Below are 26,838 nucleotides of genomic sequence, written 5' to 3'. Positions count from 1 at the left end.
CGGTCTGTGGGTGGTGGCCGTGGCCGGCTTACTTCTTGCCGGAGGCGGCCTTGTCGTAGGCGTCGCGGGTGAAGGACTCACCGGCAGAGGTCGCCACCTTGCGCACCAGCTCCCAGTCCTTCTGGTAGCTGATCGGCAGGAAGCGGTCGCCGCCCAGGCCCTTGGCCATTTCGGCCGGCACCTTGTACTCGTAGAAGCACTGCTTGATCTTGCTTTGCAGCGCCGGTTCGAGGTTGTGCGCGTAGGCGTAGGCGTCGGTCGGGAACTTGTCGCTGGTGTAGAGCACCCGGAAGTCGTCGGCCTTGACCACGCCGCGCTCGGTCATGTGCTGCAGCACGTCGCTGGCCACCGGTGCCGCGTCGTAGTCGCCCGACTTCACGCCCAGGATCGACTGGTCGTGCTTGCCCGAATAGACCACCTTGTAGTCGGTGTCGGGCGTCAGGCCGATGGCCGGGAACAGCGCGCGCGGCGCCAGGTTGCCCGAGTTGGACGAGGGCGAGGTGTGCGCGATCTTCTTGCCCTTGAGGTCGGCAATCTTCTGGAACGGGCTGTCCTTGCGCACGATCATCTGCAGGTTCATGCCGACCGAGCCCTCGCTGTTGCCACGGATGGCAAAGGGCACGGCGCCGGCCAGGTTCACGGCAAAGTTCACCGGGCCCGGCGAGAACGCCGCCATGTGCAGCCGGCCCGAGCGCATGGCCTCGATCTGCGCGGCATTGGACTGCACGGCGAAGAACACCACTTTCTTGTCCAGGCACTGCGACAGGTGGCCCATGAAGGGGCGGAACAGCTTTTCGTAGATGGCGGGGTCTTCCACCGGCGTGAAGGCGAACACCAGGGTGGACGGGTTGCGCAGCTTCTTCGGGTCGGTCGGGGTGTCGGCCACCAGGTCGCGGTTGGCGTCGCAGTAGGCGGCGTCCAGGTCGCCGCGGTAGGCGCAGGCGTCCTGCGCAAATGCACCGGCGGCGCCCAGCAGCAGGGCGGTGGAGGCGGCGATCTTGCCGGCGGTTATTTTTTTCATGCCAGTCCTTTGGTTGGTAAACGCTGCGGACTATAGGCAGCGCAGCCGGCGCTGGGGGCCGCGCCTTTCGCTCAGCCTTCAGGGGGCTTTCAAACTGCTTGCAAAATACCCTGGTACTTGCCCGGGGACGCATGCATGGCGCGGCGCCCGGATGATCCGGCATGGCCCCGACCGCTCCCGCCCCTCTCCCTTTCCTGGACCCGACCCGATGAAGCTGCTGCTGGTGGAAGACGATTTCGACCTGAGCGGCGCCCTGGTGCGGGTGCTGAGCCGGCGCGGCTTCGAGCTGACCCACTGCAACGACGGCGTGAGCGCGCTGGAGCTGCTGCAGAACGGCCGCTTCGATGTCGTCATGCTGGACCTGGGCATTCCCGGCATCGACGGCCTGCAACTGCTGCAGCGCCTGCGCGGCCGCGGGCTGACCGTGCCGGTGCTGGTGCTGACCGCACGCGGCGCGGTGGGCGACCGCATTGCCGGGCTCCAGGCGGGCGCAGACGACTACCTGCCCAAGCCGTTTGACCTGGACGAGCTCGACGCCCGCCTGCGCGCGCTGGTGCGCCGCTCGGGCGGCATGGAGGCGCCGCGCTGCGGCGAGCTGCGCTACGAGCGCGGCTCGGGGGCCTTCTACCTGGGCCAGAGCCCGCTCGAACTCACGCCGCGCGAAAGCGCCCTGCTGGCCGCGCTGATGGACCGCCCTGGCCACGCCATGACCAAGCAGCGCCTGACGGTGCTGGCCTTTGGCCAGGAGCCGCCGGCCCAGGCCGATGCCATCGAGGTCGTGGTGCACCGCCTGCGCAAGAAGCTGGCCCATACCGGCGTGCAGATCACCACGCTGCGCGGCGTCGGCTACCTGGTGCAGGAAGCGCGCGGCCATGCCTGATGCGCAAGGGCTGGCGCGGCCGCGCTCGCTGCGCAGCCGGCTGCTGCTCTGGCTGGTGGCGCCGCTGGTCGTCTTCCTGGCGCTGGACGCCTATGCCAACTACCGCGCCGCACTGCAGACCGCGCAACTGGCCTTCGACCGGCTGCTGGTCACCTCGGCCCATGCGCTGGCCGATCTGATCCGGCTGGAGCGCGGCGAGCTGCAGATCACCCTGCCGCACGCCGCCCTGGAGATCTACGACGGCGCCGGCGCCGGCGGCGGCACGCCGGAAGACGGCCCGGGCCGCAGCCGCATGGTCTACCGCGTGAGCTTTCTCGACGGCGCCTACCTGGCCGGCGACGAAGACCTGGCGCCCTACCGTGGCCGGCCGCCGCAGCACCCGGTGTACCAGTCGATGATCGAGCTCTATGACACCGTCAAGGGCACCGAGCCCATGCGCATGGCGGCCCTGGTGCAGCCGGTGGAGTCTTTCGAAGGCATGCGCCTGGTGGTGGTGCAGGTGGGCGAGTCCTCGGCCTACCGCACCCGGCTGGCAGCGCAAATCCTGCGCGGCACCTTGCTGCGGCAGGCGGGGTTGCTGTCCATCCTGCTGCTGCTGATCTGGGGCGTGGCCACGGTCGCGCTCAAGCCGGCGCGGGCGCTGGCGCGGCAACTGGACCTGCGCCAGGCACGCGACCTGACGCCGGTGCTGCTGGAGCGGCCGCCGAGCGAGCTGTTGCCAGTGGTGGCCGGCTTCAATGGCCTGTTGTCGCGGCTGGCCGCAGCGCAGGAGCAGCAGCGGCGCTTTGTGGCCGACGCCTCGCACCAGTTGCGCACGCCGCTCACCGTGCTGCAACTGCAGGCTGACGCCGGCCTGCGTGGCGACCTGCCCGAGCGCGAGGCGCTGGCCAGCGTCGCGGCCACCACGCGGCGGGCCACCGGCCTGGTGCAGCAGCTACTGTCGCTGGCGCGCGCGCAGCAGGCCGCCACCCAGGAGCCGGCCGAGCCCTTCGACCTGCGCGCCGTGGCAGAGGACGTGGCGGTGGAGCTGTCGCCGCTGCTGGCCCAGCGCCACCTCGACTTCCAGCTGGAGGGCGAGGCCGCCACGCTGAGCGGCTACGCCTGGATGGTGCGCGAGATCCTGGGCAACCTGCTGAAGAACGCCATCGAGTTCACCCCCGAGGGCGCGGCGCTCGGCATGCGCATTGGCCTGCCGGCGCCGGGCGGCGCCACGCTCACCGTCTGGGATTCCGGGCCGGGGCTGTCGGAGGCGATGCAGGAGCAGGTCTTCACGCCCTTCGCCACCGACCGCCCGTCACGCGGCAGCGGCCTGGGGCTGGCGATATGCCGTGATCTGGCGCAGGCGCTGGGCGGCTCGCTGGTGCTGCAGAACCGCGTCGCAGGCGGCGCGGTGCAGGGGCTTGATGCGGTGCTGACTTTGCCGTGATCAGGCGGCGGGCGCCACCGAGGCACCCTGGATGCCATGCCGCTTCAGCGCCGCAGCCACGAAGCCGCTGGCCTTCTGCTCTTCCACATAGCGGGCCAGCGCTGTGGCGGCCGCGTCGCCACGGCCCTTGGGCAGGCCCATGGCCTGCTGGATCACCATGAAGCGCCCCGGCAGCAGGCGCAGGCCGGGCAGGCGGCGCGCATCGGCCTCCAGTTGCTGGCGCACGCCGGCGGCGACCTCCAGGCCTTGCGCCAGAAAGGTGTCGACCACGGCGGGCGAGGAGGGCGCGCGCACGATCTCCGCCGCCTTCAGCTCGCGCGTCAGGAACAGGTCATAGGCGCTGCCCTTGCCCACCGCCACGCGCTGGCCGGCGCGGTCCACCTCGGCATTGCTGTGCAGGGGCGAGCCATTCTTCACCAGGTAGCTGCCTTCGATCAGCACATAGGCTGCGGTAAAGGCAATGCCGGCGCCGCGCAACGGATCGATGGCAAAAAAGCCGATGTCGGCCTGCTCCTTGGTCACCGCGTCGACCGACTCGCCGGCGGTGTTGAACACCACCAACTCCAGGATGCAGTCCAGTTGTGCAGCAAAGCCGCGCGCCAGGTCGACCGACACGCCGACCGGCGCGCCAGTGGCCGGATCAATGCCGGCCAGGATCGGGTTGCCCAGGTTGATGGAGGCGCGCAGGTGGCCTTTCGGGGTGAAGGCGGCGCGGACGGCGGCTGGCAGTGGCATGGCGTTTCCCGGAGTGAGGCGACGATGCTAGCGCCTCGGGGAAATAGGCCGCGTGAGAAAATGCCCGCCATGAACGCTCTCAACGTTGCCGAATACGTCCAGACCCTCGGTGTGCAGGCCCGGGCTGCTTCCGCCCTGATGGCGCGGGCCGACGCCGCCACCAAGAACCGCGCGCTGAAGGCGCTGGCACGGCGCCTGCGCGAGGCTGGCCCGGCGCTGGCCGCTGAAAACGCCAAGGACCTGACCCGCGCCGAGGCCGCCGGCCTGGCCGCGCCCATGGTGGACCGCCTGCGCCTCACGCCCAAGGTGATAGAGACCGTGGCCCAGGGCTGCGAGCAACTGGCCGCCATGCCGGAGCTGATCGGCGAGCTCAGCGGCCTGAAGCAGCAGCCCAGCGGCATCCGCGTGGGCCAGATGCGCGTGCCGTTGGGCGTGTTTGGCATGATCTTCGAGAGCCGCCCCAATGTGACCATTGAGGCCGCCAGCCTGTCGATCAAGAGCGGCAATGCCTGCATATTGCGTGGCGGCTCGGAGGCGATCGACTCCAACAAGGCGCTGGCCGTGCTGGTGCAGCAGGCGCTGGAAGAGGCCGGCCTGCCGGCTGACGCGGTACAGATGGTGGCCACCACCGACCGCGAGGCCGTGGGCCAGCTCATTGCCATGCCCGATTACGTTGACGTGATCATCCCGCGCGGCGGCAAGAGCCTGATCGAGCGCATCAGCCGCGAGGCCAAGGTGCCGGTCATCAAGCACCTGGACGGCAACTGCCACACCTATGTGGACGACCCGTGTGACATCGCCATGGCGGTCAAGGTGGCAGACAACGCCAAGACGCAGAAGTACAGCCCCTGCAATGCCAGTGAAGGCCTGCTGGTGGCGCGCGGCGTGGCGGCGGCCTTCCTGCCCCTGATCGGTGCGGTCTACGCGGGCAAGGGCGTGGAGATGCGCTGCGACGCCGAGGCGCGCGCCATTCTGGCGGAGGTGCCGGGCGCCCAATTGGCCGACGCCACCGAGGCGGATTGGTCCGAGGAATACCTGGCGCCCATCATCAGCGTCAAGGTGGTGGCGGGCGTGGACGAGGCGATTGCGCACATCAACCGCTATTCGTCCCACCACACCGACGCCATCCTCACGCGCGACCACGTGCATGCCCAGCGTTTTTTGCGCGAGGTCGATTCGGCCAGCGTTATGGTCAATGCGAGTACCCGCTTCGCGGATGGCTTCGAGTACGGGCTGGGGGCGGAAATCGGCATCAGTACCGACAAGTTCCACGCCCGCGGCCCGGTCGGGCTGGAGGGGCTGACCTCGCTCAAGTGGGTGGTGCTGGGAGACGGCGAAATCCGCGTCTGACGGGGCTGGCGAGTGCGGATATGAAAGCCCGGCGTGCTTACCCTTGCACACCGGGCAAGTGACCTCATATCCCTACAATTCGCTCCGCCTTTCCCGACACACACGACACGAGGGCCGCATGGTTCCGCATCTCATCACGGCGCTCACCGGCCCGATCAACGAACTCGAACAACGCGTCATTGACTCCATGCCGGCCATCGAGCGCTGGTTCCGCCTTGAATGGATGGAGCACACGCCGCCGTTCTACAGCTCGGTCGATATCCGCAATGCCGGCTTCAAGCTGGCGCCGGTAGACACCAATCTCTTCCCCGGCGGCTGGAACAACCTCACGCAGCAGATGCTGCCGCTGGCGGTGCAGGCGGCGATGGCCGCCATCGAGAAGATCTGCCCCGAGGCGCGCAACCTGCTGGTGATCCCCGAGAACCACACGCGCAACGTGTTCTACCTGCAGAACGTGGCGCAACTGGTGCGCATCTTCCACATGGCCGGGCTCAATGTGCGCGTGGGCTCGATCAGCCCGGAGGTCAAGGAATCCACCGTGGTCGACCTGCCCAATGGCGGCCGCGTCACGCTGGAGCCGGTGATCCGCTCGCAGCACCGGCTGGGGCTGAAGGATTTCGATCCCTGCACCATCCTGCTGAACAACGACCTGTCGGCTGGCGCCCCCGGCATCCTGGAAGACCTGCACGAGCAGTACCTGCTGCCGCCGCTGCACGCGGGCTGGTCGGTGCGCCGCAAGAGCAACCACTTCCAGAGCTACGAAGAGGTGTCCAAGCGCTTTGGCAAGCTGCTGGGCATAGACCCGTGGCTGATCAACCCGATGTTCGGCAAGTGCGGCGAGGTCGATTTCTCCGACGGCTCGGGCATGGACTGCCTGACCAGCAATGTCGACACCCTGCTGGCCAAGATCAAGCGCAAGTACAAGGAATACGGCATCAACGAGAAGCCGTTTGTGGTGGTCAAGGCCGACAACGGCACCTACGGCATGGGCATCATGACGGTGCGCGACGCCAAGGACCTGGACGCGCTGACGCGCAAGGCCAAGAACAAGATGGGCGTCATCAAGGACGGCCAGGCGGTCAGCAACGTGATCATCCAGGAAGGCGTGCTGACCAACGAGCGCATCGGCGAGAGCGTGGCCGAGCCGGTGGTCTACATGATGGACCGCTACGTGGTCGGCGGCTTCTACCGGGTGCACGGCGAGCGCGGCGTGGACGAGAACCTCAACGCGCCCGGCGCCAGCTTCCAGCCGCTGGAGTTCGACGACAGCGCCCACCTGCTGCAGCCGGGCGGCAAATCGGCCGCCGATGCGCCCAATCGTTTCTATATGTACGGCGTGATCGGCCGGCTGGCCATGCTGGCGGCCAGCTACGAGCTTGAGGCCACCAACCCCGAAGCCGAGATCTACGAATAGCCCTGCACCGGCGCCGGACGGGTTGTTGCGCTGCAACATCCGCCGCTGCCGACGCATGGTTTTGGGGCGCCTGGGCGCACAATGGCGGTCCCCCAGCAACCAGGACGGCCTGCCCCGTCGACGCGGCAAGACTTTCGGCCCGTCGCCACGCAAGGGTGGCCGCCGCACCCGCGCTTCGTGTCCGCTACCTCCAAATCGACCCTCCCGGCTCTGACCCTGGGCGCCATCGGCGTCGTCTACGGCGACATCGGCACCAGCGTGCTCTATGCGATGCGGGAGGTGTTCCATGCCGGGCACGTGCCGTTCAACCACGAGAGCATCTATGGCGTGCTGTCCATGTTCTTCTGGACATTGGTGGTCATCGTCTCGCTCAAGTACGTGGTGCTGGTGCTGCGGGCCGACAACAACGGCGAAGGCGGGCTGGTGGCCATGCTGGCGCTGGCCTCGCAGGCGGTAAAAGACAAGCCCCGGCTGCGCCGCGTGCTGCTGGTGGTGGGCATCTTTGGCACCTCGCTGTTCTATGGCGACGGCGTCATCACCCCGGCGATCTCGGTGCTGTCGGCGGTGGAAGGCCTGGAGGTGGTGTCGCCTGAATTCCGCAACTACGTGATCCCGCTGACGCTGGTGGTGCTGTTTGCGCTGTTTGCGGTGCAAAAGCGCGGCACTGGCGGCATCGGCAAGTTCTTCGGGCCGATTACGCTCACCTGGTTCATCGTCATTGCGGCGCTGGGCGTGATGCACATCGCTGGCCACCCCGAGATTCTGAAGGCGCTCAACCCCTATTACGCGCTGCTCTTCATCTGGCACCAGCCGCTGATCACTTTCATCATCCTGGGCGCGATGGTGCTGTGCGTGACCGGCGCCGAGGCGCTCTACGCCGACCTGGGCCACTTCGGCAAGCGGCCGATCCGCCTGGCCTGGTTCGCCGTGGCCATGCCGGCACTCACGCTCAATTACTTTGGCCAGGGCGCGCTGCTGCTGGCCGACCCAAGCGCGGTGCAGAACCCGTTCTTTCGCATGGCGCCCGAATGGGCGCTGATCCCGCTGGTGCTGCTGGCCACCATGGCCACCGTGATCGCCTCGCAGGCGCTGATCTCGGGCGCCTTCAGCATCACCAAGCAGGTGATCCAGCTGGGCTACCTGCCGCGCCTCAATATCCAGCACACCAGCGTGCGCGAGGCCGGGCAGATCTACATCCCCTTCGTCAACTGGGGGCTGTTCGTGGCCATCGTACTGGCCGTGGTGACCTTCCGTTCGTCCAGCAACCTGGCGGCGGCCTATGGCATTGCGGTGACGCTGGACATGCTGATCACCACCATCCTGACCTTCTTCGTGATCCGCTACGGCTGGAAGTACCCGCTGCCGCTGTGCATCGCCGCCACCGGCGCGTTCTTTGTCATCGACCTGGCGTTCTTCAGCTCCAACCTGCTCAAGCTGTTCATCGGCGGCTGGTTCCCGCTGTTGATCGGGGGCTGCGTCTTCACATTGATGATGACCTGGAAGCGTGGCCGCGAGCTGCTCAACGAGAAGATGCACGCCGACGCGATCGACCTGCCCGGCTTCCTCGACGCGGTCTTTGTCAGCCCGCCGACCCGGGTCGAGGGCACGGCGGTGTTCCTCACCGCCGAGCCGGGCGCCGTGCCCAATGCGCTGCTCCACAACCTCAAGCACAACAAGGTGCTGCATGCGCAGAACCTGTTCGTCACGGTGCGCAACCACGAGAAGCCCTGGATCGGCCTGGACCGCCGGCTGGAAGTCGAGCCGCTTGGCCATGACTGCTGGCAGGTGGTGGTGCACTACGGCTTCAAGAATGACCCGGACCTGCCCAAGGCGCTGTCGCAACTGAGCGGGCGCGGCTGCGACATGGAGCCGATGGTGGTCAGCTACTTCCTCTCGCGCGACACCGTGATCCCCACCATGGGCCGCGGCATGGCGCCTTGGCGCGAGAAACTGTTTGCCCAGATGCACCGCAATGCCAGCGGCGCGGCCGACTTCCTGCACCTGCCCAACAACGCGGTGGTGGAGCTGGGGTCGAAGATCGAAATCTGAGTGGTGCTATTAAATAAGTAGCTAATAGCCCAGGCTGTGCCTGGGCTAGAGGCGTATTTCATCAAAATTCCCCGGGCCGCTCGGCAGCCAGGGCATCCACATGGCGGCAGATCGCGCCAGGCGTGGTGAACCAGATGTCGCCCGCATCCCGGGCCCGCGCCAGGTGCTCCAGCGCGCGGCGCAGGTGGCGCAGCCGGTAGGGCTGGCCGACGATGTAGGGATGCAGCGCCAGCCCCATCACCAGCGGTTGCGCCTGTGACTGCAGGCGCATCTCGTCGAAGTTGTCGATCACCATGGCGGTAAACGCCGCCGCATCCATCTGGCGGTGCACGATCGCCGGGATGTCGTTGAGCTCCTGCGGGTAGGGCACCGACCACAGGCGCTGGCCGCCGCGGGTGCGCATCGGCACGGGCTGGTCGTCGTGGCACCAGTTCAGCGTGTAGCGGTAGCCGGTCTCGGCCAGCAGATCGGGCGTACGCGGGGTCTCGGATATCCACGGCGACAGCCAGCCATCCGGCGCCTGGCCGCTCTCCGTGGCGATGCGGCTGCGGCAGTGCGCCAGCAGGGCGCGCTCGCCCGCCTCGTCCAGCGCGCCCTGGCGCTCGGCATTGCTGTGGCCATGGCCGATCAGCTCATCGCCGCGCGCCACCAGCGCCGCCACCAGTTCCGGGCAATGCGCATACAGCGCGGTATTGATAAGTGCGCCGGCTGGCAGGCCCAATTGATCGAACAGCTCCAGGCAGCGCCAGGCGCCGACGCGGTTGCCGTATTCGCGCCACGTGTAATTGAGCACGTCGGGCTGCGGCGACGCTGGCCCGATGTTGGCGCCCAGCCCCTCGCCAAAGGCAAAGTGCTCAATATTGAAGCCCAGGTACACCGCCAGCCGCGCGCCGCCCGGCCAGGCGTAGTCGGGGCGGCGCGTGATCGGCGCATAGCCAAAACGGCCGTGGTGCGGCAAGGCTCCGGTAAACGTTGGATTGGGCACAGGTATCTCCAGTCGCTGCGGGTTCAGCAAGAGACATGCCCTGCTCGCACAATGGCGCCCTTCATATAAGGGGGAGATGGAGACATGCGGTTCTTCAGGGATCTGAGTTTGTCGGCGGCCACCGCCGGTTTTGTGGCGGTACTGGTGGGTTTCACCAGCTCGGTCGCCATCGTGTTCCAGGCCGCGCGCGCCTTTGGCGCCGGGTCTGAGGTGATCAGCTCATGGATGTGGGCGCTGGGCCTGGGCATGGGCCTGTGCTCGGCCCTGCCCTCGCTCTGGTGGCGCCAGCCGGTGATGGTTGCCTGGAGCACGCCGGGCGCCGCCGTGCTGGCCGTCGCGGGCAGCGGCTTTGGCTTGAACGATGCCGTTGGCGCCTTTCTGGTCAGCGCCGCGCTGGTGGTGCTGGTTGGCGCCACCGGCTGGTTCGAACGCGTCATGAACCGCATCCCCGTCGCCATCGCCTCGGCCCTGCTGGCCGGCGTGCTCGCGCGCTTCGGCCTGCAGGCCTTTGCCGCCGCCGGCACGGCGCTGCCGCTGGTCGGCAGCATGCTGCTGGCCTATCTGCTGGCGCGCCGGCTCGCGCCGCGCTATGCCGTGCCGGTCACGTTGTTGGTCGCTATTGTTTTCGTAGCTATACGCGGAGACCTGGTCTCGGCTCAGTGGCATTTTGACCTGGCAAAACCGGTCTTCATCGCACCGGCATTCCATTGGCAGGCCGTCATCAGCCTGGCGCTGCCGCTGTTTGTGGTCACCATGGCATCGCAGAACCTGCCTGGTGTCGCGGCCATCCGCGCCGCTGGCTACAGCATGCCGGTCTCCAAGGTCATCACCCTCACCGGCCTGGTCACCCTGGTGCTCGCGCCCTTCGGCGCCTTTGCGCTGAACCTGAGCGCCATCACCGCGGCCATCTGCATGGGCCGCGAGGCGCATCCTGACCCGGCGCGCCGCTACACCGCCGCCGTGTGCTGCGGCGCACTCTATGTATTGATCGGCATCTTTGGCGCGGCTGTCACCGGCTTGCTCACCGCCTTCCCCCCAGAACTGGTGGCGGCCATCGCCGGGCTGGCCTTGCTCGGCACCATCGGCGGCGGGCTGGCATCGGCCCTGCGCGACGACACTCACCGCGAAGCCGCCACCATTACTTTCCTCGTCACGCTCAGTGGCGTCGCAATAGCCGGCATCGGCTCAGCCTTCTGGGGCGTGGTCGCAGGCGCGATTGCGCTCTTCGTACAACAATACCGGGCCCGGCCGCAGCGCTCCTGACTGCGCGCCACCACTTGCTGCCGCACCATGCACATCCTGTTCATCGCCGATCCGCTCGACACCTTCAAGATCTACAAGGACACCACGTTCGCCATGATGCGAGAGCTGCAGCGGCGCGGCCACACGCTGGCGGCCTGCGGCCCGCAAGACCTGGCCTGGCAAAGCGGCGGCCAGGTCACGGCGGTCGTGCAGAACCTGCGCCTCACTGGCGACGCAGTGAACTGGTTCAGCGCAGAAGCGGTTGCGCAGCCCCAGGCGCTGAACAGCTTCGGCGCCGTCCTGATGCGCAAGGATCCGCCCTTCGACTCCGAATACTTCTACGCCACCCATCTGCTCGAGCAGGCCGAGCGCGAAGGCGCGCGCGTCTTCAACAAGCCGCGTGCACTGCGCGACCATCCAGAGAAGCTCGCCATCATGGAGTTTCCGCAGTTCATCGGCCCCACGCTGGTGACCCGTAGCGCCGACGCCATCCGCGCCTTCCACGCCGAGCACCGCGACATCATCCTGAAGCCGCTCGACGGCATGGGCGGCATGGGCATCTTCCGCGTCAAGGACGACGGCCTGAACCTGGGCTCCATCACCGAAACCCTGAACCGCGACGGCGCGCAAACGGTGATGGTCCAGAAATTCCTGCCGGCCATCGCAGAGGGCGACAAGCGCATCCTGATCATCGGCGGCAAACCCGCACCGTACTGCCTGGCGCGCATCCCCCAGGGCGGAGAAGTGCGCGGCAACCTGGCGGCCGGTGGCAAAGGCGTGGCTCGGCCTCTTACCAATAGAGACCGTGAAATCGCCGAAGCCCTGGGCCCGGCCCTGTTCGCGCGCGGCCTGTTGCTGATCGGCCTGGACGTCATCGGCGACAAAGTCACCGAAATCAACGTCACCAGCCCCACCTGCTTCCAAGAGATCCAGCAGCAAGCCGGCTTCGATGTCGCAGCCATGTTCGTCGACGCACTGGAGGCCTCCCTGGCAGGGGCTTGAGCAGGCCCCTTCGTGGGCCTTGTGCACGCCAAACTTCCCGTGCTATAGTCGAGGGCTTCGCTACTGAGAGCTGCCCTGAGAAGGGTTGGTTGGAAGTCGTGAAGTGGGCAAGGCCTTGGATTAGTTGCTGATTAGATTTTGAAGAGATTCAAATATCATTTCAGTAGTAACGCAAAAGCGGTATATAATCGAAGGCTCTGCTAAAAACGGTGGATTGGTTAATTGCTGCAAAGCGGATTGACTGAGAAGTCGGAGCAAAAAGATTGTGGTTGAGTTGAAAAACTCGTGCTAGAATCGAAGGCTCAGCTAAAACGGTTGGTGAGATTGATGTTGCCGCAAGGCGGTGCTGATCAAAGCGAATCGAAGGTGGTTGAGAAAAAAGTTTGACGGTACTTAAAAAGCCGTGCTAGAATTCAAGGCTTCGCTGATCGCAGCGAGGTTAAGAAGATGGATTGAGACGCTGAGGTGTTTTGGTTTGTTTTCTGGGATCATTAAAAATATACAGCCGATAAGCGTGGGCGTTTGAAGGTGACTGCCAAGTTCTTTGGAACTAAGTCGCAAGACTTTTAAACGCTCATGAGAATAGAAGTGAAGTTCACTTCAATTTCTTTTTTTATGAGTTTTGTTCAACCGCGAGGTTGGACGCAAAAATCAAGATCGAACTGTAGAGTTTGATCCTGGCTCAGATTGAACGCTGGCGGCATGCCTTACACATGCAAGTCGAACGGTAACAGGTCTTCGGATGCTGACGAGTGGCGAACGGGTGAGTAATACATCGGAACGTGCCCGATCGTGGGGGATAACGCAGCGAAAGCTGTGCTAATACCGCATACGATCTACGGATGAAAGCAGGGGATCGCAAGACCTTGCGCGGACGGAGCGGCCGATGGCAGATTAGGTAGTTGGTGGGGTAAAGGCTCACCAAGCCGACGATCTGTAGCTGGTCTGAGAGGACGACCAGCCACACTGGGACTGAGACACGGCCCAGACTCCTACGGGAGGCAGCAGTGGGGAATTTTGGACAATGGGCGCAAGCCTGATCCAGCCATGCCGCGTGCAGGATGAAGGCCTTCGGGTTGTAAACTGCTTTTGTACGGAACGAAAAGACTCTTTCTAATAAAGAGGGTCCATGACGGTACCGTAAGAATAAGCACCGGCTAACTACGTGCCAGCAGCCGCGGTAATACGTAGGGTGCAAGCGTTAATCGGAATTACTGGGCGTAAAGCGTGCGCAGGCGGTGATGTAAGACAGATGTGAAATCCCCGGGCTCAACCTGGGAACTGCATTTGTGACTGCATCGCTGGAGTGCGGCAGAGGGGGATGGAATTCCGCGTGTAGCAGTGAAATGCGTAGATATGCGGAGGAACACCGATGGCGAAGGCAATCCCCTGGGCCTGCACTGACGCTCATGCACGAAAGCGTGGGGAGCAAACAGGATTAGATACCCTGGTAGTCCACGCCCTAAACGATGTCAACTGGTTGTTGGGTCTTCACTGACTCAGTAACGAAGCTAACGCGTGAAGTTGACCGCCTGGGGAGTACGGCCGCAAGGTTGAAACTCAAAGGAATTGACGGGGACCCGCACAAGCGGTGGATGATGTGGTTTAATTCGATGCAACGCGAAAAACCTTACCCACCTTTGACATGTATGGAATTTGCCAGAGATGGCTTAGTGCTCGAAAGAGAGCCATAACACAGGTGCTGCATGGCTGTCGTCAGCTCGTGTCGTGAGATGTTGGGTTAAGTCCCGCAACGAGCGCAACCCTTGTCATTAGTTGCTACATTTAGTTGGGCACTCTAATGAGACTGCCGGTGACAAACCGGAGGAAGGTGGGGATGACGTCAAGTCCTCATGGCCCTTATAGGTGGGGCTACACACGTCATACAATGGCTGGTACAAAGGGTTGCCAACCCGCGAGGGGGAGCTAATCCCATAAAGCCAGTCGTAGTCCGGATCGCAGTCTGCAACTCGACTGCGTGAAGTCGGAATCGCTAGTAATCGTGGATCAGAATGTCACGGTGAATACGTTCCCGGGTCTTGTACACACCGCCCGTCACACCATGGGAGCGGGTTCTGCCAGAAGTAGTTAGCCTAACCGCAAGGAGGGCGATTACCACGGCAGGGTTCGTGACTGGGGTGAAGTCGTAACAAGGTAGCCGTATCGGAAGGTGCGGCTGGATCACCTCCTTTCTGGAAACTGCGGTCTAATTTGAACGCCCACACTTATCGGTTGTTGGAAAAGGTTGTCGCCAGCGGCTTGGATCGAGTCTGAGCCTCTAGTGGCCGGCTTGGGTCTGTAGCTCAGTTGGTTAGAGCACCGTCTTGATAAGGCGGGGGTCGTTGGTTCGAATCCAACCAGACCCACCATTCCGTCGATCCTTGGGGGATTAGCTCAGCTGGGAGAGCACCTGCTTTGCAAGCAGGGGGTCGTCGGTTCGATCCCGTCATCCTCCACCAACATCTTGTTTTTATCTTATTGTGTTTCAACACCAAAGCGGCTTTGTGCAATGCATGAGGCTTCTTTGTTGTTGATTGCCATCGTGTAATCAATCGGCTGTTCTTTAAAAATTCATAGAGTCGAATCAGCGCTGCTAGCGGAAAGGGCGAAAGCCCACCGTGCCGTTAGCAGCATGAATTTTTGATTGCGTCAAAACGAATATCAGACTTGTCTGAAATTCAAGTATCGAAGCGAAAGCTTCATACGGCATAACGCGCCAGGTGAAAGACCTGGCAATTCCTTGATGTGCTTTGGAGTCTCGCAAGAGAAGTCAAAGTTATAGGGTCAAGTGAATAAGAGCATGTGGTGGATGCCTTGGCAATGATAGGCGACGAAGGACGTGATAGCCTGCGATAAGCTTCGGGGAGCTGGCAAATTAGCTTTGATCCGGAGATTTCCGAATGGGGAAACCCACCTGAAAGGGTATCGCATACTGAATACATAGGTATGCGAGGCGAACCGGGTGAACTGAAACATCTCAGTAGCTCGAGGAAAAGACATCAACCGAGATTCCGAAAGTAGTGGCGAGCGAAATCGGAAAAGCCTGTTAGTGATAGCACGACTCTTAGCAAAACGGTTTGGAAATGCCGGCCATAGCAGGTGATAGCCCTGTATGCGAAAAGAGACGTGTGGTACTGAGCTAACGAAAAGTAGGGCGGGACACGTGTAATCCTGTCTGAATATGGGGGGACCATCCTCCAAGGCTAAATACTCATCATTGACCGATAGTGAACTAGTACCGTGAGGGAAAGGCGAAAAGAACCCCGGGAGGGGAGTGAAATAGATCCTGAAACCGCATGCTTACAAAAAGTAGGAGCCTCGTAAGGGGTGACTGCGTACCTTTTGTATAATGGGTCAGCGACTTACATTCAGTGGCAAGGTTAACCGAATAGGGAAGCCGTAGAGAAATCGAGTCCGAATAGGGCGTCCAGTCGCTGGGTGTAGACCCGAAACCAAGTGATCTATCCATGGCCAGGATGAAGGTGCCGTAACAGGTACTGGAGGTCCGAACCGACTAGTGTTGCAAAACTAGCGGATGAGCTGTGGATAGGGGTGAAAGGCTAAACAAACTTGGAAATAGCTGGTTCTCTCCGAAAACTATTTAGGTAGTGCCTCGCGTATTACCTTCGGGGGTAGAGCACTGTTTTGGCTAGGGGGTCATGGCGACTTACCAAACCAAGGCAAACTCCGAATACCGAAGAGTACAGCGCGGGAGACAGAGCACCGGGTGCTAACGTCCGGACTCAAGAGGGAAACAACCCAGACCGCCAGCTAAGGTCCCTAAAATTGGCTAAGTGGGAAACGAAGTGGGAAGGCTAAAACAGTCAGGATGTTGGCTTAGAAGCAGCCATCATTTAAAGAAAGCGTAATAGCTCACTGATCGAGTCGTCCTGCGCGGAAGATGTAACGGGGCTAAGCCAGTTACCGAAGCTGCGGATTTGCAATTTATTGCAAGTGGTAGGAGAGCGTTCTGTAAGCCTGTGAAGGTGCGTTGTAAAGCGCGCTGGAGGTATCAGAAGTGCGAATGCTGACATGAGTAGCGTTAAAGGGGGTGAAAAGCCCCCTCGCCGTAAGCGCAAGGTTTTCTACGCAACGTTCATCGGCGTAGAGTGAGTCGGCCCCTAAGGCGAGGCAGAGATGCGTAGCTGATGGGAAACAGGTCAATATTCCTGTACCGATGTGTAGTGCGATGTGGGGACGGAGAAGGTTAGCTCAGCCAACTGTTGGATATGTTGGTTCAAGCCTGTAGTCGTGCCCGGTAGGCAAATCCGCCGGGCTTAGATGAGGGGTGATAACGAGTCTGCTTGCAGACGAAGTGAGTGATACCCTGCTTCCAGGAAAAGCCACTAAGCTTCAGCTACACACGACCGTACCGCAAACCGACACTGGTGCGCGAGATGAGTATTCTAAGGCGCTTGAGAGAACTCAGGAGAAGGAACTCGGCAAATTGACACCGTAACTTCGGAAGAAGGTGTGCCTTTAGTAGGTGAAGGGATTTACTCCTGGAGCCCAATGAGGTTGCAAAAAATCGGTGGCTGCGACTGTTTATTAAAAACACAGCACTCTGCAAACACGAAAGTGGACGTATAGGGTGTGACGCCTGCCCGGTGCTGGAAGATTAAATGATGGGGTGCAAGCTCTTGATTGAAGTCCCAGTAAACGGCGGCCGTAACTATAACGGTCCTAAGGTAGCGAAATTCCTTGTCGGGTAAGTTCCGACCTGCACGAATGGCGTAACGATGGCCACACTGTCTCCTCCTGAGACTCAGCGAAGTTGAAATGTTTGTGATGATGCAATCTCCCCGCGGAAAGACGGAAAGACCCCATGAACCTTTACTGTAGCTTTGTATTGGACTTTGAACGGATCTGTGTAGGATAGGTGGGAGGCTTTGAAGTGTGGTCGCTAGATCACATGGAGCCAACGTTGAAATACCACCCTGGTGCGTTTGAGGTTCTAACCTAGGTCCATTATCTGGATCGGGGACAGTGCATGGTAGGCAGTTTGACTGGGGCGGTCTCCTCCCAAAGTGTAACGGAGGAGTTCGAAGGTACGCTAGTTACGGTCGGACATCGTGATAATAGTGCAATGGCATAAGCGTGCTTAACTGCGAGACTGACAAGTCGAGCAGATGCGAAAGCAGGACATAGTGATCCGGTGGTTCTGTATGGAAGGGCCATCGCTCAACGGATAAAAGGTACTCTGGGGATAACAGGCTGATACCGCCCAAGAGTTCATATCGACGGCGGTGTTTGGCACCTCGATGTCGGCTCATCTCATCCTGGGGCTGTAGCCGGTCCCAAGGGTATGGCTGTTCGCCATTTAAAGAGGTACGTGAGCTGGGTTTAAAACGTCGTGAGACAGTTTGGTCCCTATCTTCCGTGGGCGCTGCAGATTTGAGGAAGCCTGCTCCTAGTACGAGAGGACCGGAGTGGACACACCTCTGGTGTATCGGTTGTCACGCCAGTGGCATTGCCGAGTAGCTAAGTGTGGAAGAGATAACCGCTGAAAGCATCTAAGCGGGAAACTCGTTTCAAGATGAGATCTGCCGGGGCCTTGAGCCCCCTGAAGAGTCGTTCTAGACCAGGACGTTGATAGGTCAGGTGTGGAAGCGCAGTAATGCGTTAAGCTAACTGATACTAATTGCTCGTGCGGCTTGACCCTATAACTTTGATCAGCAGATCAAGGTGTTATGCCAAGTTGACGCATTCAAAATACTCAAGCTGATTCCAAACTCTATGAATTCGTTGTGTTGAACCATGTTCAGCACGACACCCAGTTATGCCTGATGACCATAGCGAGGTGGTCCCACTCCTTCCCATCCCGAACAGGACAGTGAAACGCCTCCGCGCCGATGATAGTGCGGGTTCCCGTGTGAAAGTAGGTCATCGTCAGGCTCTTACAGCCCTCAAACACCCCCAGTCGAAAGATTGGGGGTGTTTGTCTTTGGGCGAACGCTTTTTTAACTCAGCACTGCGCGTGCTGAGGGATTATTGAAGTATTGCCGCCTGCCGCTTCAGGTCGGCAGGTTCAGCGCTTCTACTTCGTGCTCCGCGCCGTCTACGAATACCTTCAGCTCCCCTGGCGCAAAGGCCTGCCATTGCTCATTGCTGGTCAAGGGGGCGGTCACGATGACTGCGATGCGGTCTTGCGGCGTGGTGTGGGCGGCGAAATCTATGGTGACGTCTTCGTCTGCAAGCTCGGCTGAGGCAAATGGGTGGCGACGCTCTATGTAATACAGCTGGGTGGACGCGTGCGCCCAGAGCGCTTGCCCGTTCGAGAGCAAAAAATTGAAGGTGCCGTGCGCAGCAATCTGCGGCGCCAGCTCGCGCAATGTGCGCGTGAGTTCGTCGACGCTGGGTACGCCGGCGTGGGATTTGGCCAGTTCCTGCATGATCCAGCAGAAGGCGCGTTCGCTGTCGGTGCTGCCTACCGGGTGGAAGCTGCCGTGCAGCCGCGGCTGAAAGTCTTTGAGGTCGCCGTTGTGCGCGAAGACCCAGTAGCGGCCCCATAGCTCGCGCACGAAGGGGTGGCAGTTCTGCAGGCTGACGACGCCTTGCGTGGCTTTGCGGATGTGGGCGATAACGTGCTGGCTTTTGATGGGATAGCGCCGTATCAGTTCGGAAATGGGCGAATCAACAGCACGCTGGTGATCAACAAAATGGCGCAGGCCCAGGCCTTCGAAGAAGGCGATGCCCCAGCCGTCGGAGTGGTCCGAGGTGCCGCCACCGCGTTGCGCAAAGCCTGAGAAGCTGAAGGTGATGTCGGTGGGCGTGTTGCAGTTCATGCCCAGCAGTTGGCACATGGAATTCAATCTTTCTGTGGCGGGGTGCGGTGGGGTCCGTGGCGCAGTTGCGAGGCGGCGGCGAGCGCCAGCAGGCACAGCGCCGCAAGCATGAGGAAGGTGTCGCCAAAGGCGGCCAGGCGCTCTGGGCTGGTGGCGGGGTTGCTGAGCGTGTCGCCATGCGCGGCCAGCCGCCATTCGAGCACGATGCCGCACAGGCTGACGCCGGCGGCGCCGCCGAGCATGCGCACGAAATTGACCACGCTCGCGCCCTGGGGGATCAGGGGTGGCGCCAATGGCTGCAGCGCGCCGAGGTTGAGCGAGGGCAGGATGAAGCCCAGGCCGATGCGCCCGAGGACGGCAAAGGCGATCAGCAGCCAGATCGCGCTGTCCAGGCGCACCAGCACCATCAGCGCGAAGGAGGCGGCCAGCAGCGCCAAGCCTATCGATACCAGCAGATAGGTGGGATGGCGGTCGGCCAGCCGGCCGACCAGGGCGATGGCGATGGCCAGCACGAAGCCGGCGGGCATGAGGATGGTGCCGACGTAGGACGGCGACAGCTGCAGCCCGAGCTGCATATAGACCGGCAGCAGATAGGTCGAGCCGAACAGCGCCGTGCCGTAAATGAAGGAGACGATGCTGCCCATGGCGAACTGGCGGTGCGAGAACAGCGCCAGGTTCATCAGCGGTTGCCGGCCTTGCTGCCCAAGCCCGCGCTCCCACCAGATGAAGACGATCAGCGCTGCAACGGCCGCGGCCAGCAGCAGTGCGGCTTGCAACGGGCTGCTGCCGCGCAGCGCGACCAGGCCGTTGAGCAGGCACAGGGTGCCGATGCAGCCGAGCAGCAGGCCGCGCCAGTCCAGGCCTTTGCCGGCGCGGTCTGTTGCGATGCCGCCGGGGGCGGTAGTTGGCACAAACTTTTGGCCCAGCCACAGCGACACCAGGCAGAAGGGCACGACCAGGAAGAAGATGGAGCGCCAGCCGAACAGGTCGACCAGCACGCCGCCGATGCTGGGGCCGATGGCCGGGGCCAGCACCACGCCCATGCCGAAGATGCCGCTGGCGCGGCCCTGCTCATGCGGTGCGAAGGCGCGCAGGATGATGATGGCCGGGATCGGCTGCACCACGCCGGCGGCCAGGCCTTCGGCCACGCGGGCGCCGAGCACCAGGCTGTAGGCATTGGCAAAGCCGCCGAGCAGGCCACCGGCCAGCAGCAGCCACATTGCGCCGGCGTAGGTCTTGCGGTAACCGTAGCGGTTGAGCAGCCAGGGCGTGGCCAGCATGGAGACGGTCATGGCGACCATGAAGCCCGAGGACACCCACTGCGCACGCTCTTGTCCGAGCGTGAAGTGGTGGCTCATGCCGGGAATGGCGACGTTGACGATGGTCGAGGACATGACCGAGGCCATGGTGCCGATCATCACCGTCATCAACAGCAGCCAGCGGTAGCGCTCCCCGTAGCGCTCGCGCAGCGAAAGCGCGGGGGGCGGTGGGCTGGCGGCGGCCGACATGGGGAGCGGGAAGGGCGTGCGGCTTACTCGCGCGGTTCGGACCAGAGCTTGCCGCCGGTGGCCCAGTTGTGGCGCGCGATGTCGGTGATGAGGATGTCGACCGACTCAGGCGAGCCGCCCAGAATTTCGACGGAAACGCGGGTGATTTCGGCCACCAGCTTTTTCTTCTGTTCGACCGTACGGCCTTCCATCATTTCGATGTGATAGGTGGGCATGCAGAGCTTTCTACGCAGAGTGATGAGGGGTGTCGATCATAGGAGCGCCGGCGGCGCAGCGCGCGCAGATGCAGGCCTGGCCGCGTGCGGCGGCCGGGATGCGCGCCAGCGCTGCGGCGTCTATGGCCGGCAGCTTGAAGCACCAGCAATCGGTGGGCGCCGTGCCCGTGGCCCGTGCCGCTTCGACGGCGCAGCTATTGAGCGCGCCGCACAGCGGGCAGTGATTGGCGTCGGCGGGGCGGGACATGGGGAGCCAGTGTAGCCGCGCCGCCAGGTGTTTTAAGCGAAAAGTGCCTGAAGCCCAGGTGGTGCCTGGGCTATTAGCTATTAAATATGTAGCTGACGTTGAAATCAGCGAAAGCGCTTTTCCAGCTCGATGCCCGCGTACAGCGCGCGTGGCAGGCCGGGCTCGAAGAAGCGGCCATTGCTTTCGTTGACGATGACCGAGCCGGCGTAGCGGCGGTTGGTGGCGTTGTCCAGGCGCACGAACTGGCGCAGCGTCCAGTCGTTGCCGAAATCCTGCTGAAAGCGGGCGCCGAGCGCGAGCACGGTGGCGCCGGCGGCGAAGTCGCTGTTGCGGTCATCCACGGCGATGCGCGTGCTGTGGCGCAGTTCTGCGGTGAACACGCTTTTATCCCAGGGCTCCCAGGCCAGTTGCAGGTAGGCCTGGGTGCGCGGGATGGCCGGCATGCGGTTGCCGGCGGGCACGGTCTGGCCGCCGGAGGCAAAGCTGTCGGCGTACTCGGCGCGCATCCAGGTGAGCGCGCCGTTGAGCGTGACCCGGCCCCATTGCGCGTCGCCCGACAGCTCCAGCCCGCGGCGCGTGGTGGCGCCGGCGTTTTGGTAGGTGGAGCGGCCGCCGGTGTTGGCCAGCACCACGATCTCGTTGCGCGTGCGGATGTCAAAGACGGTGGCGGTCCAGGCGCCTACGCCGTGACGGCCGCGCAGGCCGGCCTCGGCGCTGCGGCTGCGGCTGGCGGCCAGGTCGGTGTTGAGGCCGGCCAGGCCGCCGGCGCGGTAGGCGGCTTCGTTCAGCGTGGGCGTCTCGAAGCCGCGCCCGATGCTGGCAAAGGCCTGCATGGCGGGTGTCAGGCGCCAGCGCACGCCGGCCACGGGCGAGGTGCCTGAGTAGTTGGTGGCGCCGCTGTCGTCCGGGTTGCCCGGCACGATGTAGTGGTCGGCAGAGCGAAAGCGCACGCGCGAGTGGCGCAGGCCGGCGGTCCAGGTCCAGTCGGCGGTTTCCCATTCGGCCTGCACATAGGGGTCGAGCGTGGTGGCGCGGTTGACCTCGTCGCGCCGCAGCGCGCCTTGCACGCCGAGCGCGGTCGGGGCGGCGGCGCTGCCGGTGAAGTTTTGGTAGCCGCGCCGCACTTCGCGCTGCACGTCAGAAGCCAGGCCGGCGGTGATGGTGAAGCGGCGGGCGTCGGGGCCCGTGCCTTCGCGTTGGTCAAAGCGCCAGCGCGCGTTCCAGCCGGCGTAGTCACGGTCCAGGTCGATCACGCCGCCGGGGTAGCTGGCCGGCACTTGCGTTGCGGGCGGGATGGCTTGGTACTGCAGGGCGCTGCGTGTGCCGCCGTAGGCGATCAGCTCCAGCTGGTGGCCGCCGCCCAGGCCTTGCTGCCAGGCCAGGCCGAGCTGCGATTGCTCGGTTTCCTTGCGCGTGTTGTAGCGCTGGGCGTTGGCGGTGGTCTGGCGCGGGTCGGCGTTGAACTCGGCGCGGGTCAGGCCCAGCGGGTCTTGCGCGCTGCCGGATTGCCGGCTGCCCAGCAGCACGATGCGGCCGGCGGTGTCGCCCGAGCCATAGCGGCGCGACAGCTTGAGCGTGCCGCTCTGCCGGTCCGCCGCCGACTGCGGCCGCGCGCCATCGGTGGAGAAGGCCGAGGCGTCGAGCGCGTAGCTCCATTCGCCGACCGTGCCCAGCGCTTGCGTGGACGCGCGCCACAGCCCGTCTGAGCCCGCAGCCAGGCCGGTGCGCACTACGGTGGGCGTGCTGCCATCGGCCGTGGTCAGCGCGATCACGCCACCAGACGACGCGCCGTACAACGCTGAGAAAGGTCCGCGGATCACCTCGATGCGCTCGGCCAGGCCCAGCGGAAAGTTGGCGGTCTGGCCCTGGCCGTCGGGTGCGGTGGCGGGAATGCCGTCGACAAACAGACGTATGCCGCGCACGCCAAAGGTCGAGCGCGCGCCAAAGCCGCGGATGGAGATCTGCAGGTCTTGCGCGTAGTTCTGCCGGTTCAGCACCACCAGGCCGGGCACGCGGCCGAGGCTCTCCGACAGGTTGATTTGCAACTGGCCGGCGCGGATCTCTTCGCCGTCGATCACGTCGATGGAGGCGGGCGATACCCAGCGCTGGCGATCCGGCGCGGCGCCGGTGATGACCACCGGTCGCAGCGTGGGGTCGGCCGTGCCGGCTGCATCCTCGGCCGCCTGGACGGCGCTGGGCAGAAGCGAGGTGCCCGCGAGCAGCGTCGCGAGCAGCATGGGCGGTGTAACAGTCGGCATCGGCCAAGTCTGGCACAGCACTGCCGCTCTGTGCCGGTTTCAAAGGAAAAGTGCCTTTAGCCCAGGTGCTACCTGGGCTTATAGCTATCTATTTGGTAGCTATCCTTTAGCCCGGCAGCAGCACATGGTCCACCACGTGGATCACACCATTGGATTGGTAGACATTGCTGGTCGTGACCGTGGCCCAGCCGCCCTTGGCGTCCGTGATGACGATGCTGGCACCGCGCATGCTTGCGGTCAGCGTGCCGCCGCTGGCCGTATTGAGCACGGCGCGGCCGCCCCCTGCGCGGATCAACTGGCTGAGCGCGGCGGCATCGAGCCGGCCAGGCACCACGTGGTAGGTCAGCACCTTGGTCAGCGTGGGCTTGTTGGTGGGCTGCAGCAGCGTGTCTACGGTGCCGGCGGGCAGTAGCGCGAAGGCCGCATTGGTCGGCGCAAACACCGTGAACGGGCCCGGGCCCTTGAGGGTGTCGACCAGGCCGGCCGCCTTGACGGCCGCGACCAGCGTGGTGTGGTCTTTGGAGTTGACCGCGTTGTCGATGATGTCGCGGTTCGGGTACATCGGCGCGCCGCCGACCATGACCGGGCCGGGCATGGAGGACTGCATCGGCATGGAGTTGGCCATGGGCGGTGGCGCCATGCCGTTGACGGAAGGGCCATTGGGCGTCATCACGCCAGTGCCGCCGTTGGTGGTCATGGGATTGGAGCGCGCATCGACCGAAGATGTGCCGCCGCCGTACATGCCGCCGGAACAGGCGGTGAGCAAGGCGGTGACGCCAGCTGCAAGAACAAGTTGCTTCATGGAGAGCTCCTGGTTGGATCGTGACAAAAGGGCGAACAGCATTTGTTTGCCTGATGTCTTTACGCAGCGGTTTGGCGTTTGGTTTGTAGGATGAAACCCCGAGAGGAAAGCTGCATCTGGCGTGGGGTTTGCTGCGTGGGCGTGGGCGTGGGCGTGGGCGGTGGAAGGCAGGGAGGCTGTGTGCTGCTGCTGTCGATTGCGGCGGTAATCGGCGCCGCACAATCGGAATCCGCACAACGAGCCCCAATTGAAGAGCTGGAGCGACAAGCCATGACAAGCCCCAAACATGTGAGCGAACCACTGGCCCACTACGGCCCCCTGACAGCGGCCGAGGATGCCAATATCAAAGGAGCGATGGCGGCGATGAAGCGTGCGGCGCTGCGGGCGCGGCAATTGGCCGAGCAGACGGGCACGGACCTGATCGTCGTGCGTGCGGGGCAGGTGGTGCGTGTTCCCCCGCGCAGCAAGACCGCGCCATGATGCTTTCCTGAGGCCCGCGCAGGCCACAACGAAAACGGCGCCCGCAGGCGCCGTTCTTTCATCACTGATACCTGCAGCTTCAGGCCGCAGCAGCCTTCACCTTCAGCCGCCACGCATGCAGCAGCGGCTCGGTATAGCCGCTGGGCTGCTCGATGCCCTTCAGCACCAGATCCAGCGCAGCCTGGTAGGCGGCCGAGGTGTTGAAGTGGCCGGCCATGGGCTGGTACAGCGGGTCGCCGGCGTTTTGCTGATCGACCACGGCGGCCATGCGTTCGAAGGTTTCCTTCACCTGTGCCTGGGTCACCACGCCGTGCAACAGCCAGTTGGCGATGTGCTGGCTGCTGATGCGCAGGGTGGCGCGGTCTTCCATCAGGCCGACGTTGTGGATGTCGGGCACCTTGGAGCAGCCCACGCCCTGGTCGATCCAGCGCACCACGTAGCCGAGGATGCCCTGCGCGTTGTTGTCCAGCTCTTGCTGGCGATCGGCGGCGCTCCAGTTCACGGCGGGGGCGATGGGCACCTGCAGCAGGCCGGCCAGCAGCGCGTCGCGCTCGGCGGCGGCGTCGGTCTTTTCCAGCGCTTGCTGCACCTCGGCCACGTTGACCTGGTGGTAGTGCAGCGCATGCAGCGTGGCGGCGGTGGGCGAGGGCACCCAGGCGGTGTTGGCGCCGGCCTTGGGGTGCGCGATCTTGGCCTTGAGCATGTCGGCCATCAGGTCAGGCATGGCCCACATGCCCTTGCCGATCTGCGCCTTGCCGCGCAGGCCGCAGGCCAGGCCGACCAGCACGTTGTTCTTCTCATAAGCCGTGATCCAGGGCGTGGTCTTCATGTCGCCCTTGCGCAGCATGGCGCCGCCCTGCATGGCGCTGTGCATCTCGTCGCCGGTGCGGTCGAGGAAGCCGGTGTTGATGAAGGCCACGCGCGCGGCGGCCTCGGCGATGCAGGCCTGCAGGTTGACGCTGGTGCGGCGCTCTTCGTCCATGATGCCCAGCTTCACGGTGTTGGCGGGCAAGCCCAGCAACTGCTCGACGCGGCCGAACAGCTCGCTGGCAAAGGCGACCTCGGCCGGGCCGTGCATCTTGGGCTTGACGATGTAGACGCTGCCGGTGCGCGAGTTGACGATGTCTTCCTTGCCGCGGCGCTTCAGGTCGTGCAGCGCGATGGTGGTGGTGACGACCGCGTCCAGGATGCCCTCAGGAATCTCCTTGCCGCCGTCCCACAGGATGGCCGGGTTGGTCATCAGGTGGCCGACGTTGCGCAGGAACATGAGCGAGCGGCCATGCAGGCGCACCGGCTGGCCGTTGGCGCCGGTGTAAAGGCGGTCGGGGTTCAGGCTGCGGGTGAAGGTCTTGCCGCCCTTGCTCAACTCTTCGGTCAGCGTGCCTTGCAGGATGCCCAGCCAGTTGGCGTAGGCGACGACCTTGTCCTCGGCATCGACCACCGCCACCGAGTCTTCCAGGTCCAGGATGGTGGACAGCGCGGCCTCGACCACCACGTCTGACACGCCGGCCGCATCGGTCTTGCCGATGGCCGTGCCGCGGTCGATCTGGATGTCGATGTGCAGGCCGTTGTGCACCAGCAGCACGGCCGAGGGCGCACCCGCATCGCCCTGGTAGCCGACGAACTGCGCCGGCGTCTTCAGGCCGGTCTTGCCGCTCTGGAGCGTGACCACCAGTTGGCCGCCTTCCACCGCATAGCCGGCGGCATCGGCGTGCGAGCCGCCGGCCAGCGGCACGGCATCGTCCAGAAACTGGCGCGCAAACGCGATCACCTTGGCGCCGCGCAGCGGGTTGTAGCCCTTGCCTTTGTCGGCGCCATCGGTCTCGGGGATGGCATCCGTGCCGTACAGCGCGTCGTACAGCGAACCCCAGCGCGCATTGGCGGCGTTGAGGGCGTAGCGCGCGTTCAGGATCGGCACCACCAGTTGCGGGCCGGCCTGCAGCGCCAGCTCGGCGTCGACATTGGTGGTGGTCGCCTTCACGCCGGCGGGCTGGGGCTGCAGGTAGCCGATCTGTTCCAGAAAGGCGCGGTAGGCCGGCAGGTCTTGAATCGGGCCGGGGTGGGCCTTGTGCCAGTCGTCGAGTGCGGTCTGCAGGCGGTCGCGCTCGGCCAGCAGCGCGGCGTTCTTCGGGGCCAGCTCATGGACGATGGCATCGAAGCCCTTCCAGAAGACTTCGCTGGCGACGCCGGTGCCGGGCAGGACCTGCTCTTCGATGAAGCGATGGAGAACGGTGGCGACCTGAAGGCCGTGGACGTTAGTGCGTGCGGTCATGGTGAAGCGCCTTGGATGAGCGTGAGTGAGTGGGGAATCGCAGCCGATGGCATCGGCCCGTGTGGCAACTGTATTGGATCTCTCCACCAGCATTAAGCGCCTCGATGTCGATTAATTCGTGACTTTTTAAGATGCAATCCGGCGGCGCACCACGATAATTACCGCCC

18 protein-coding genes, 2 tRNA genes and 3 rRNA genes are annotated in these 26,838 nt (G+C 63.7%); 13 read left to right on the top strand and 10 right to left on the bottom strand.

Translation table 11 applies throughout. The features are described 5' to 3' along the window. Nucleotides 1–28 precede the first annotated feature (28 nt). Nucleotides 29–1,021, bottom strand: a complete 993-nt coding sequence (gene phnD, locus AAFF27_26295; GenBank protein ID XAH23444.1) for a phosphate/phosphite/phosphonate ABC transporter substrate-binding protein — start codon at nucleotides 1,019–1,021, stop codon at nucleotides 29–31. A gap of 208 nt (nucleotides 1,022–1,229) precedes the next feature. Here phnD and AAFF27_26290 point away from each other — a divergent pair, with 208 nt between their 5' ends. Both AAFF27_26290 and AAFF27_26285 read left to right on the top strand, forming a co-directional pair. Further along, nucleotides 1,230–1,901 (top strand): response regulator, encoded by a 672-nt coding sequence (locus AAFF27_26290; protein ID XAH23443.1) that lies wholly within the window; start codon nucleotides 1,230–1,232, stop codon nucleotides 1,899–1,901. Beyond that, nucleotides 1,894–3,327, top strand: a complete 1,434-nt coding sequence (locus AAFF27_26285) for a sensor histidine kinase (GenBank protein XAH23442.1) — start codon at nucleotides 1,894–1,896, stop codon at nucleotides 3,325–3,327. Before AAFF27_26290 ends, AAFF27_26285 begins: the two co-directional genes overlap by 8 nt. Here the strand turns inward: AAFF27_26285 and AAFF27_26280 are convergent, their stop codons facing one another. After that, nucleotides 3,328–4,062 (bottom strand): ABC transporter substrate-binding protein, encoded by a 735-nt coding sequence (locus AAFF27_26280; GenBank protein ID XAH23441.1) that lies wholly within the window; start codon nucleotides 4,060–4,062, stop codon nucleotides 3,328–3,330. Between the two features lie 69 nt (nucleotides 4,063–4,131). Between AAFF27_26280 and AAFF27_26275 the strand changes: the two genes are divergently transcribed. The 3 genes from AAFF27_26275 to AAFF27_26265 all read left to right on the top strand — a co-directional run bounded on the left by AAFF27_26275 (nucleotide 4,132) and on the right by AAFF27_26265 (nucleotide 8,875). Beyond that, entirely contained in the window at nucleotides 4,132–5,412 is a 1,281-nt protein-coding gene (locus tag AAFF27_26275) for a glutamate-5-semialdehyde dehydrogenase (GenBank protein XAH23440.1), read from the top strand. 118 nt (nucleotides 5,413–5,530) lie between these two features. After that, nucleotides 5,531–6,826, top strand: coding sequence for a glutamate--cysteine ligase (gshA, locus tag AAFF27_26270; GenBank protein ID XAH23439.1), 1,296 nt, complete (start codon nucleotides 5,531–5,533; stop codon nucleotides 6,824–6,826). Between the two features lie 177 nt (nucleotides 6,827–7,003). Beyond that, nucleotides 7,004–8,875 carry a potassium transporter Kup gene (locus tag AAFF27_26265; protein ID XAH23438.1) on the top strand — a complete coding sequence of 624 codons (1,872 nt, stop codon included), beginning with the start codon at nucleotides 7,004–7,006 and terminating at the stop codon, nucleotides 8,873–8,875. Between the two features lie 61 nt (nucleotides 8,876–8,936). Here AAFF27_26265 and AAFF27_26260 read toward each other — a convergent pair whose 3' ends face one another. Further along, the gene (locus AAFF27_26260; GenBank protein ID XAH23437.1) at nucleotides 8,937–9,860 is read right to left on the bottom strand and encodes a polysaccharide deacetylase family protein; all 924 of its coding nucleotides are present in this window, start codon (nucleotides 9,858–9,860) and stop codon (nucleotides 8,937–8,939) included. Nucleotides 9,861–9,944: 84 nt separating this feature from the next. Here AAFF27_26260 and AAFF27_26255 point away from each other — a divergent pair, with 84 nt between their 5' ends. From AAFF27_26255 to rrf, 7 genes are all read left to right on the top strand, one after another. After that, nucleotides 9,945–11,123, top strand: a complete 1,179-nt coding sequence (locus tag AAFF27_26255) for a benzoate/H(+) symporter BenE family transporter (protein ID XAH23436.1) — start codon at nucleotides 9,945–9,947, stop codon at nucleotides 11,121–11,123. A gap of 27 nt (nucleotides 11,124–11,150) precedes the next feature. Continuing rightward, a complete protein-coding gene (gshB, locus tag AAFF27_26250; protein XAH23435.1) occupies nucleotides 11,151–12,104 on the top strand; it encodes a glutathione synthase in 954 nt (317 codons plus the stop codon). Between the two features lie 659 nt (nucleotides 12,105–12,763). Then, a 16S ribosomal RNA gene (locus tag AAFF27_26245) occupies nucleotides 12,764–14,296 on the top strand. A 100-nt stretch (nucleotides 14,297–14,396) separates the two neighbouring features. After that, nucleotides 14,397–14,473 (top strand) — tRNA-Ile (locus tag AAFF27_26240). A gap of 14 nt (nucleotides 14,474–14,487) precedes the next feature. Continuing rightward, nucleotides 14,488–14,563 (top strand) — tRNA-Ala (locus AAFF27_26235). Nucleotides 14,564–14,886: 323 nt separating this feature from the next. Further along, nucleotides 14,887–17,766: ribosomal RNA gene (locus tag AAFF27_26230) — 23S ribosomal RNA — on the top strand. A gap of 120 nt (nucleotides 17,767–17,886) precedes the next feature. Further along, a 5S ribosomal RNA gene (rrf, locus tag AAFF27_26225) occupies nucleotides 17,887–17,999 on the top strand. Together the 16S, 23S and 5S rRNA genes with 2 tRNA genes alongside form the textbook arrangement of a ribosomal RNA operon. Before the next feature lie 119 nt (nucleotides 18,000–18,118). On the opposite strand, the gene AAFF27_26220 is transcribed toward rrf, so the two are convergent. The 6 genes from AAFF27_26220 to AAFF27_26195 form a co-directional block, all read right to left on the bottom strand. Further along, the gene (locus AAFF27_26220; GenBank protein XAH23434.1) at nucleotides 18,119–18,907 is read right to left on the bottom strand and encodes a class II glutamine amidotransferase; all 789 of its coding nucleotides are present in this window, start codon (nucleotides 18,905–18,907) and stop codon (nucleotides 18,119–18,121) included. Nucleotides 18,908–18,912: 5 nt separating this feature from the next. Further along, nucleotides 18,913–20,397, bottom strand: coding sequence for an MFS transporter (locus AAFF27_26215; protein XAH23433.1), 1,485 nt, complete (start codon nucleotides 20,395–20,397; stop codon nucleotides 18,913–18,915). A gap of 23 nt (nucleotides 20,398–20,420) precedes the next feature. After that, nucleotides 20,421–20,612, bottom strand: a complete 192-nt coding sequence (locus AAFF27_26210) for a 4-oxalocrotonate tautomerase (protein ID XAH23432.1) — start codon at nucleotides 20,610–20,612, stop codon at nucleotides 20,421–20,423. 10 nt (nucleotides 20,613–20,622) lie between these two features. Further along, nucleotides 20,623–20,859, bottom strand: a complete 237-nt coding sequence (locus AAFF27_26205) for a cysteine-rich CWC family protein (GenBank protein ID XAH23431.1) — start codon at nucleotides 20,857–20,859, stop codon at nucleotides 20,623–20,625. A 104-nt stretch (nucleotides 20,860–20,963) separates the two neighbouring features. Further along, the gene (locus tag AAFF27_26200; protein ID XAH23430.1) at nucleotides 20,964–23,096 is read right to left on the bottom strand and encodes a TonB-dependent receptor; all 2,133 of its coding nucleotides are present in this window, start codon (nucleotides 23,094–23,096) and stop codon (nucleotides 20,964–20,966) included. A 127-nt stretch (nucleotides 23,097–23,223) separates the two neighbouring features. Further along, the gene (locus AAFF27_26195; protein ID XAH26331.1) at nucleotides 23,224–23,742 is read right to left on the bottom strand and encodes a fasciclin domain-containing protein; all 519 of its coding nucleotides are present in this window, start codon (nucleotides 23,740–23,742) and stop codon (nucleotides 23,224–23,226) included. 447 nt (nucleotides 23,743–24,189) lie between these two features. Here AAFF27_26195 and AAFF27_26190 point away from each other — a divergent pair, with 447 nt between their 5' ends. Then, the gene (locus AAFF27_26190; GenBank protein XAH23429.1) at nucleotides 24,190–24,399 is read left to right on the top strand and encodes a hypothetical protein; all 210 of its coding nucleotides are present in this window, start codon (nucleotides 24,190–24,192) and stop codon (nucleotides 24,397–24,399) included. Between the two features lie 79 nt (nucleotides 24,400–24,478). Here the strand turns inward: AAFF27_26190 and AAFF27_26185 are convergent, their stop codons facing one another. Further along, the gene (locus AAFF27_26185; GenBank protein ID XAH23428.1) at nucleotides 24,479–26,671 is read right to left on the bottom strand and encodes a malate synthase G; all 2,193 of its coding nucleotides are present in this window, start codon (nucleotides 26,669–26,671) and stop codon (nucleotides 24,479–24,481) included. Nucleotides 26,672–26,838 lie beyond the last annotated feature (167 nt).

It is taken from the genome of Xylophilus sp. GW821-FHT01B05 (assembly GCA_038961845.1).
GTDB lineage: Bacteria > Pseudomonadota > Gammaproteobacteria > Burkholderiales > Burkholderiaceae_C > Xylophilus.
The sequence above is the reverse complement of the archived record's forward strand: the minus strand, read 5'-3'. Positions and strand labels throughout refer to the sequence as shown.

Coding starts and splice junctions, on each gene's coding strand:
- AAFF27_26255 (XAH23436.1), top strand. CDS start 9,945: ATGCGGTTCTTCAGGGATCTGAGTTTGTCGGCGGCCACCGCCGGTTTT.
- AAFF27_26280 (XAH23441.1), bottom strand. CDS start 4,062: ATGCCACTGCCAGCCGCCGTCCGCGCCGCCTTCACCCCGAAAGGCCAC.
- AAFF27_26185 (XAH23428.1), bottom strand. CDS start 26,671: ATGACCGCACGCACTAACGTCCACGGCCTTCAGGTCGCCACCGTTCTC.
- AAFF27_26200 (XAH23430.1), bottom strand. CDS start 23,096: ATGCTGCTCGCGACGCTGCTCGCGGGCACCTCGCTTCTGCCCAGCGCC.
- AAFF27_26275 (XAH23440.1), top strand. CDS start 4,132: ATGAACGCTCTCAACGTTGCCGAATACGTCCAGACCCTCGGTGTGCAG.
- AAFF27_26285 (XAH23442.1), top strand. CDS start 1,894: ATGCCTGATGCGCAAGGGCTGGCGCGGCCGCGCTCGCTGCGCAGCCGG.
- AAFF27_26195 (XAH26331.1), bottom strand. CDS start 23,742: ATGGCCAACTCCATGCCGATGCAGTCCTCCATGCCCGGCCCGGTCATG.
- AAFF27_26205 (XAH23431.1), bottom strand. CDS start 20,859: ATGTCCCGCCCCGCCGACGCCAATCACTGCCCGCTGTGCGGCGCGCTC.
- gshB (XAH23435.1), top strand. CDS start 11,151: ATGCACATCCTGTTCATCGCCGATCCGCTCGACACCTTCAAGATCTAC.
- phnD (XAH23444.1), bottom strand. CDS start 1,021: ATGAAAAAAATAACCGCCGGCAAGATCGCCGCCTCCACCGCCCTGCTG.
- AAFF27_26290 (XAH23443.1), top strand. CDS start 1,230: ATGAAGCTGCTGCTGGTGGAAGACGATTTCGACCTGAGCGGCGCCCTG.
- gshA (XAH23439.1), top strand. CDS start 5,531: ATGGTTCCGCATCTCATCACGGCGCTCACCGGCCCGATCAACGAACTC.
- AAFF27_26220 (XAH23434.1), bottom strand. CDS start 18,907: ATGTGCCAACTGCTGGGCATGAACTGCAACACGCCCACCGACATCACC.
- AAFF27_26215 (XAH23433.1), bottom strand. CDS start 20,397: ATGTCGGCCGCCGCCAGCCCACCGCCCCCCGCGCTTTCGCTGCGCGAG.
- AAFF27_26210 (XAH23432.1), bottom strand. CDS start 20,612: ATGCCCACCTATCACATCGAAATGATGGAAGGCCGTACGGTCGAACAG.
- AAFF27_26190 (XAH23429.1), top strand. CDS start 24,190: ATGACAAGCCCCAAACATGTGAGCGAACCACTGGCCCACTACGGCCCC.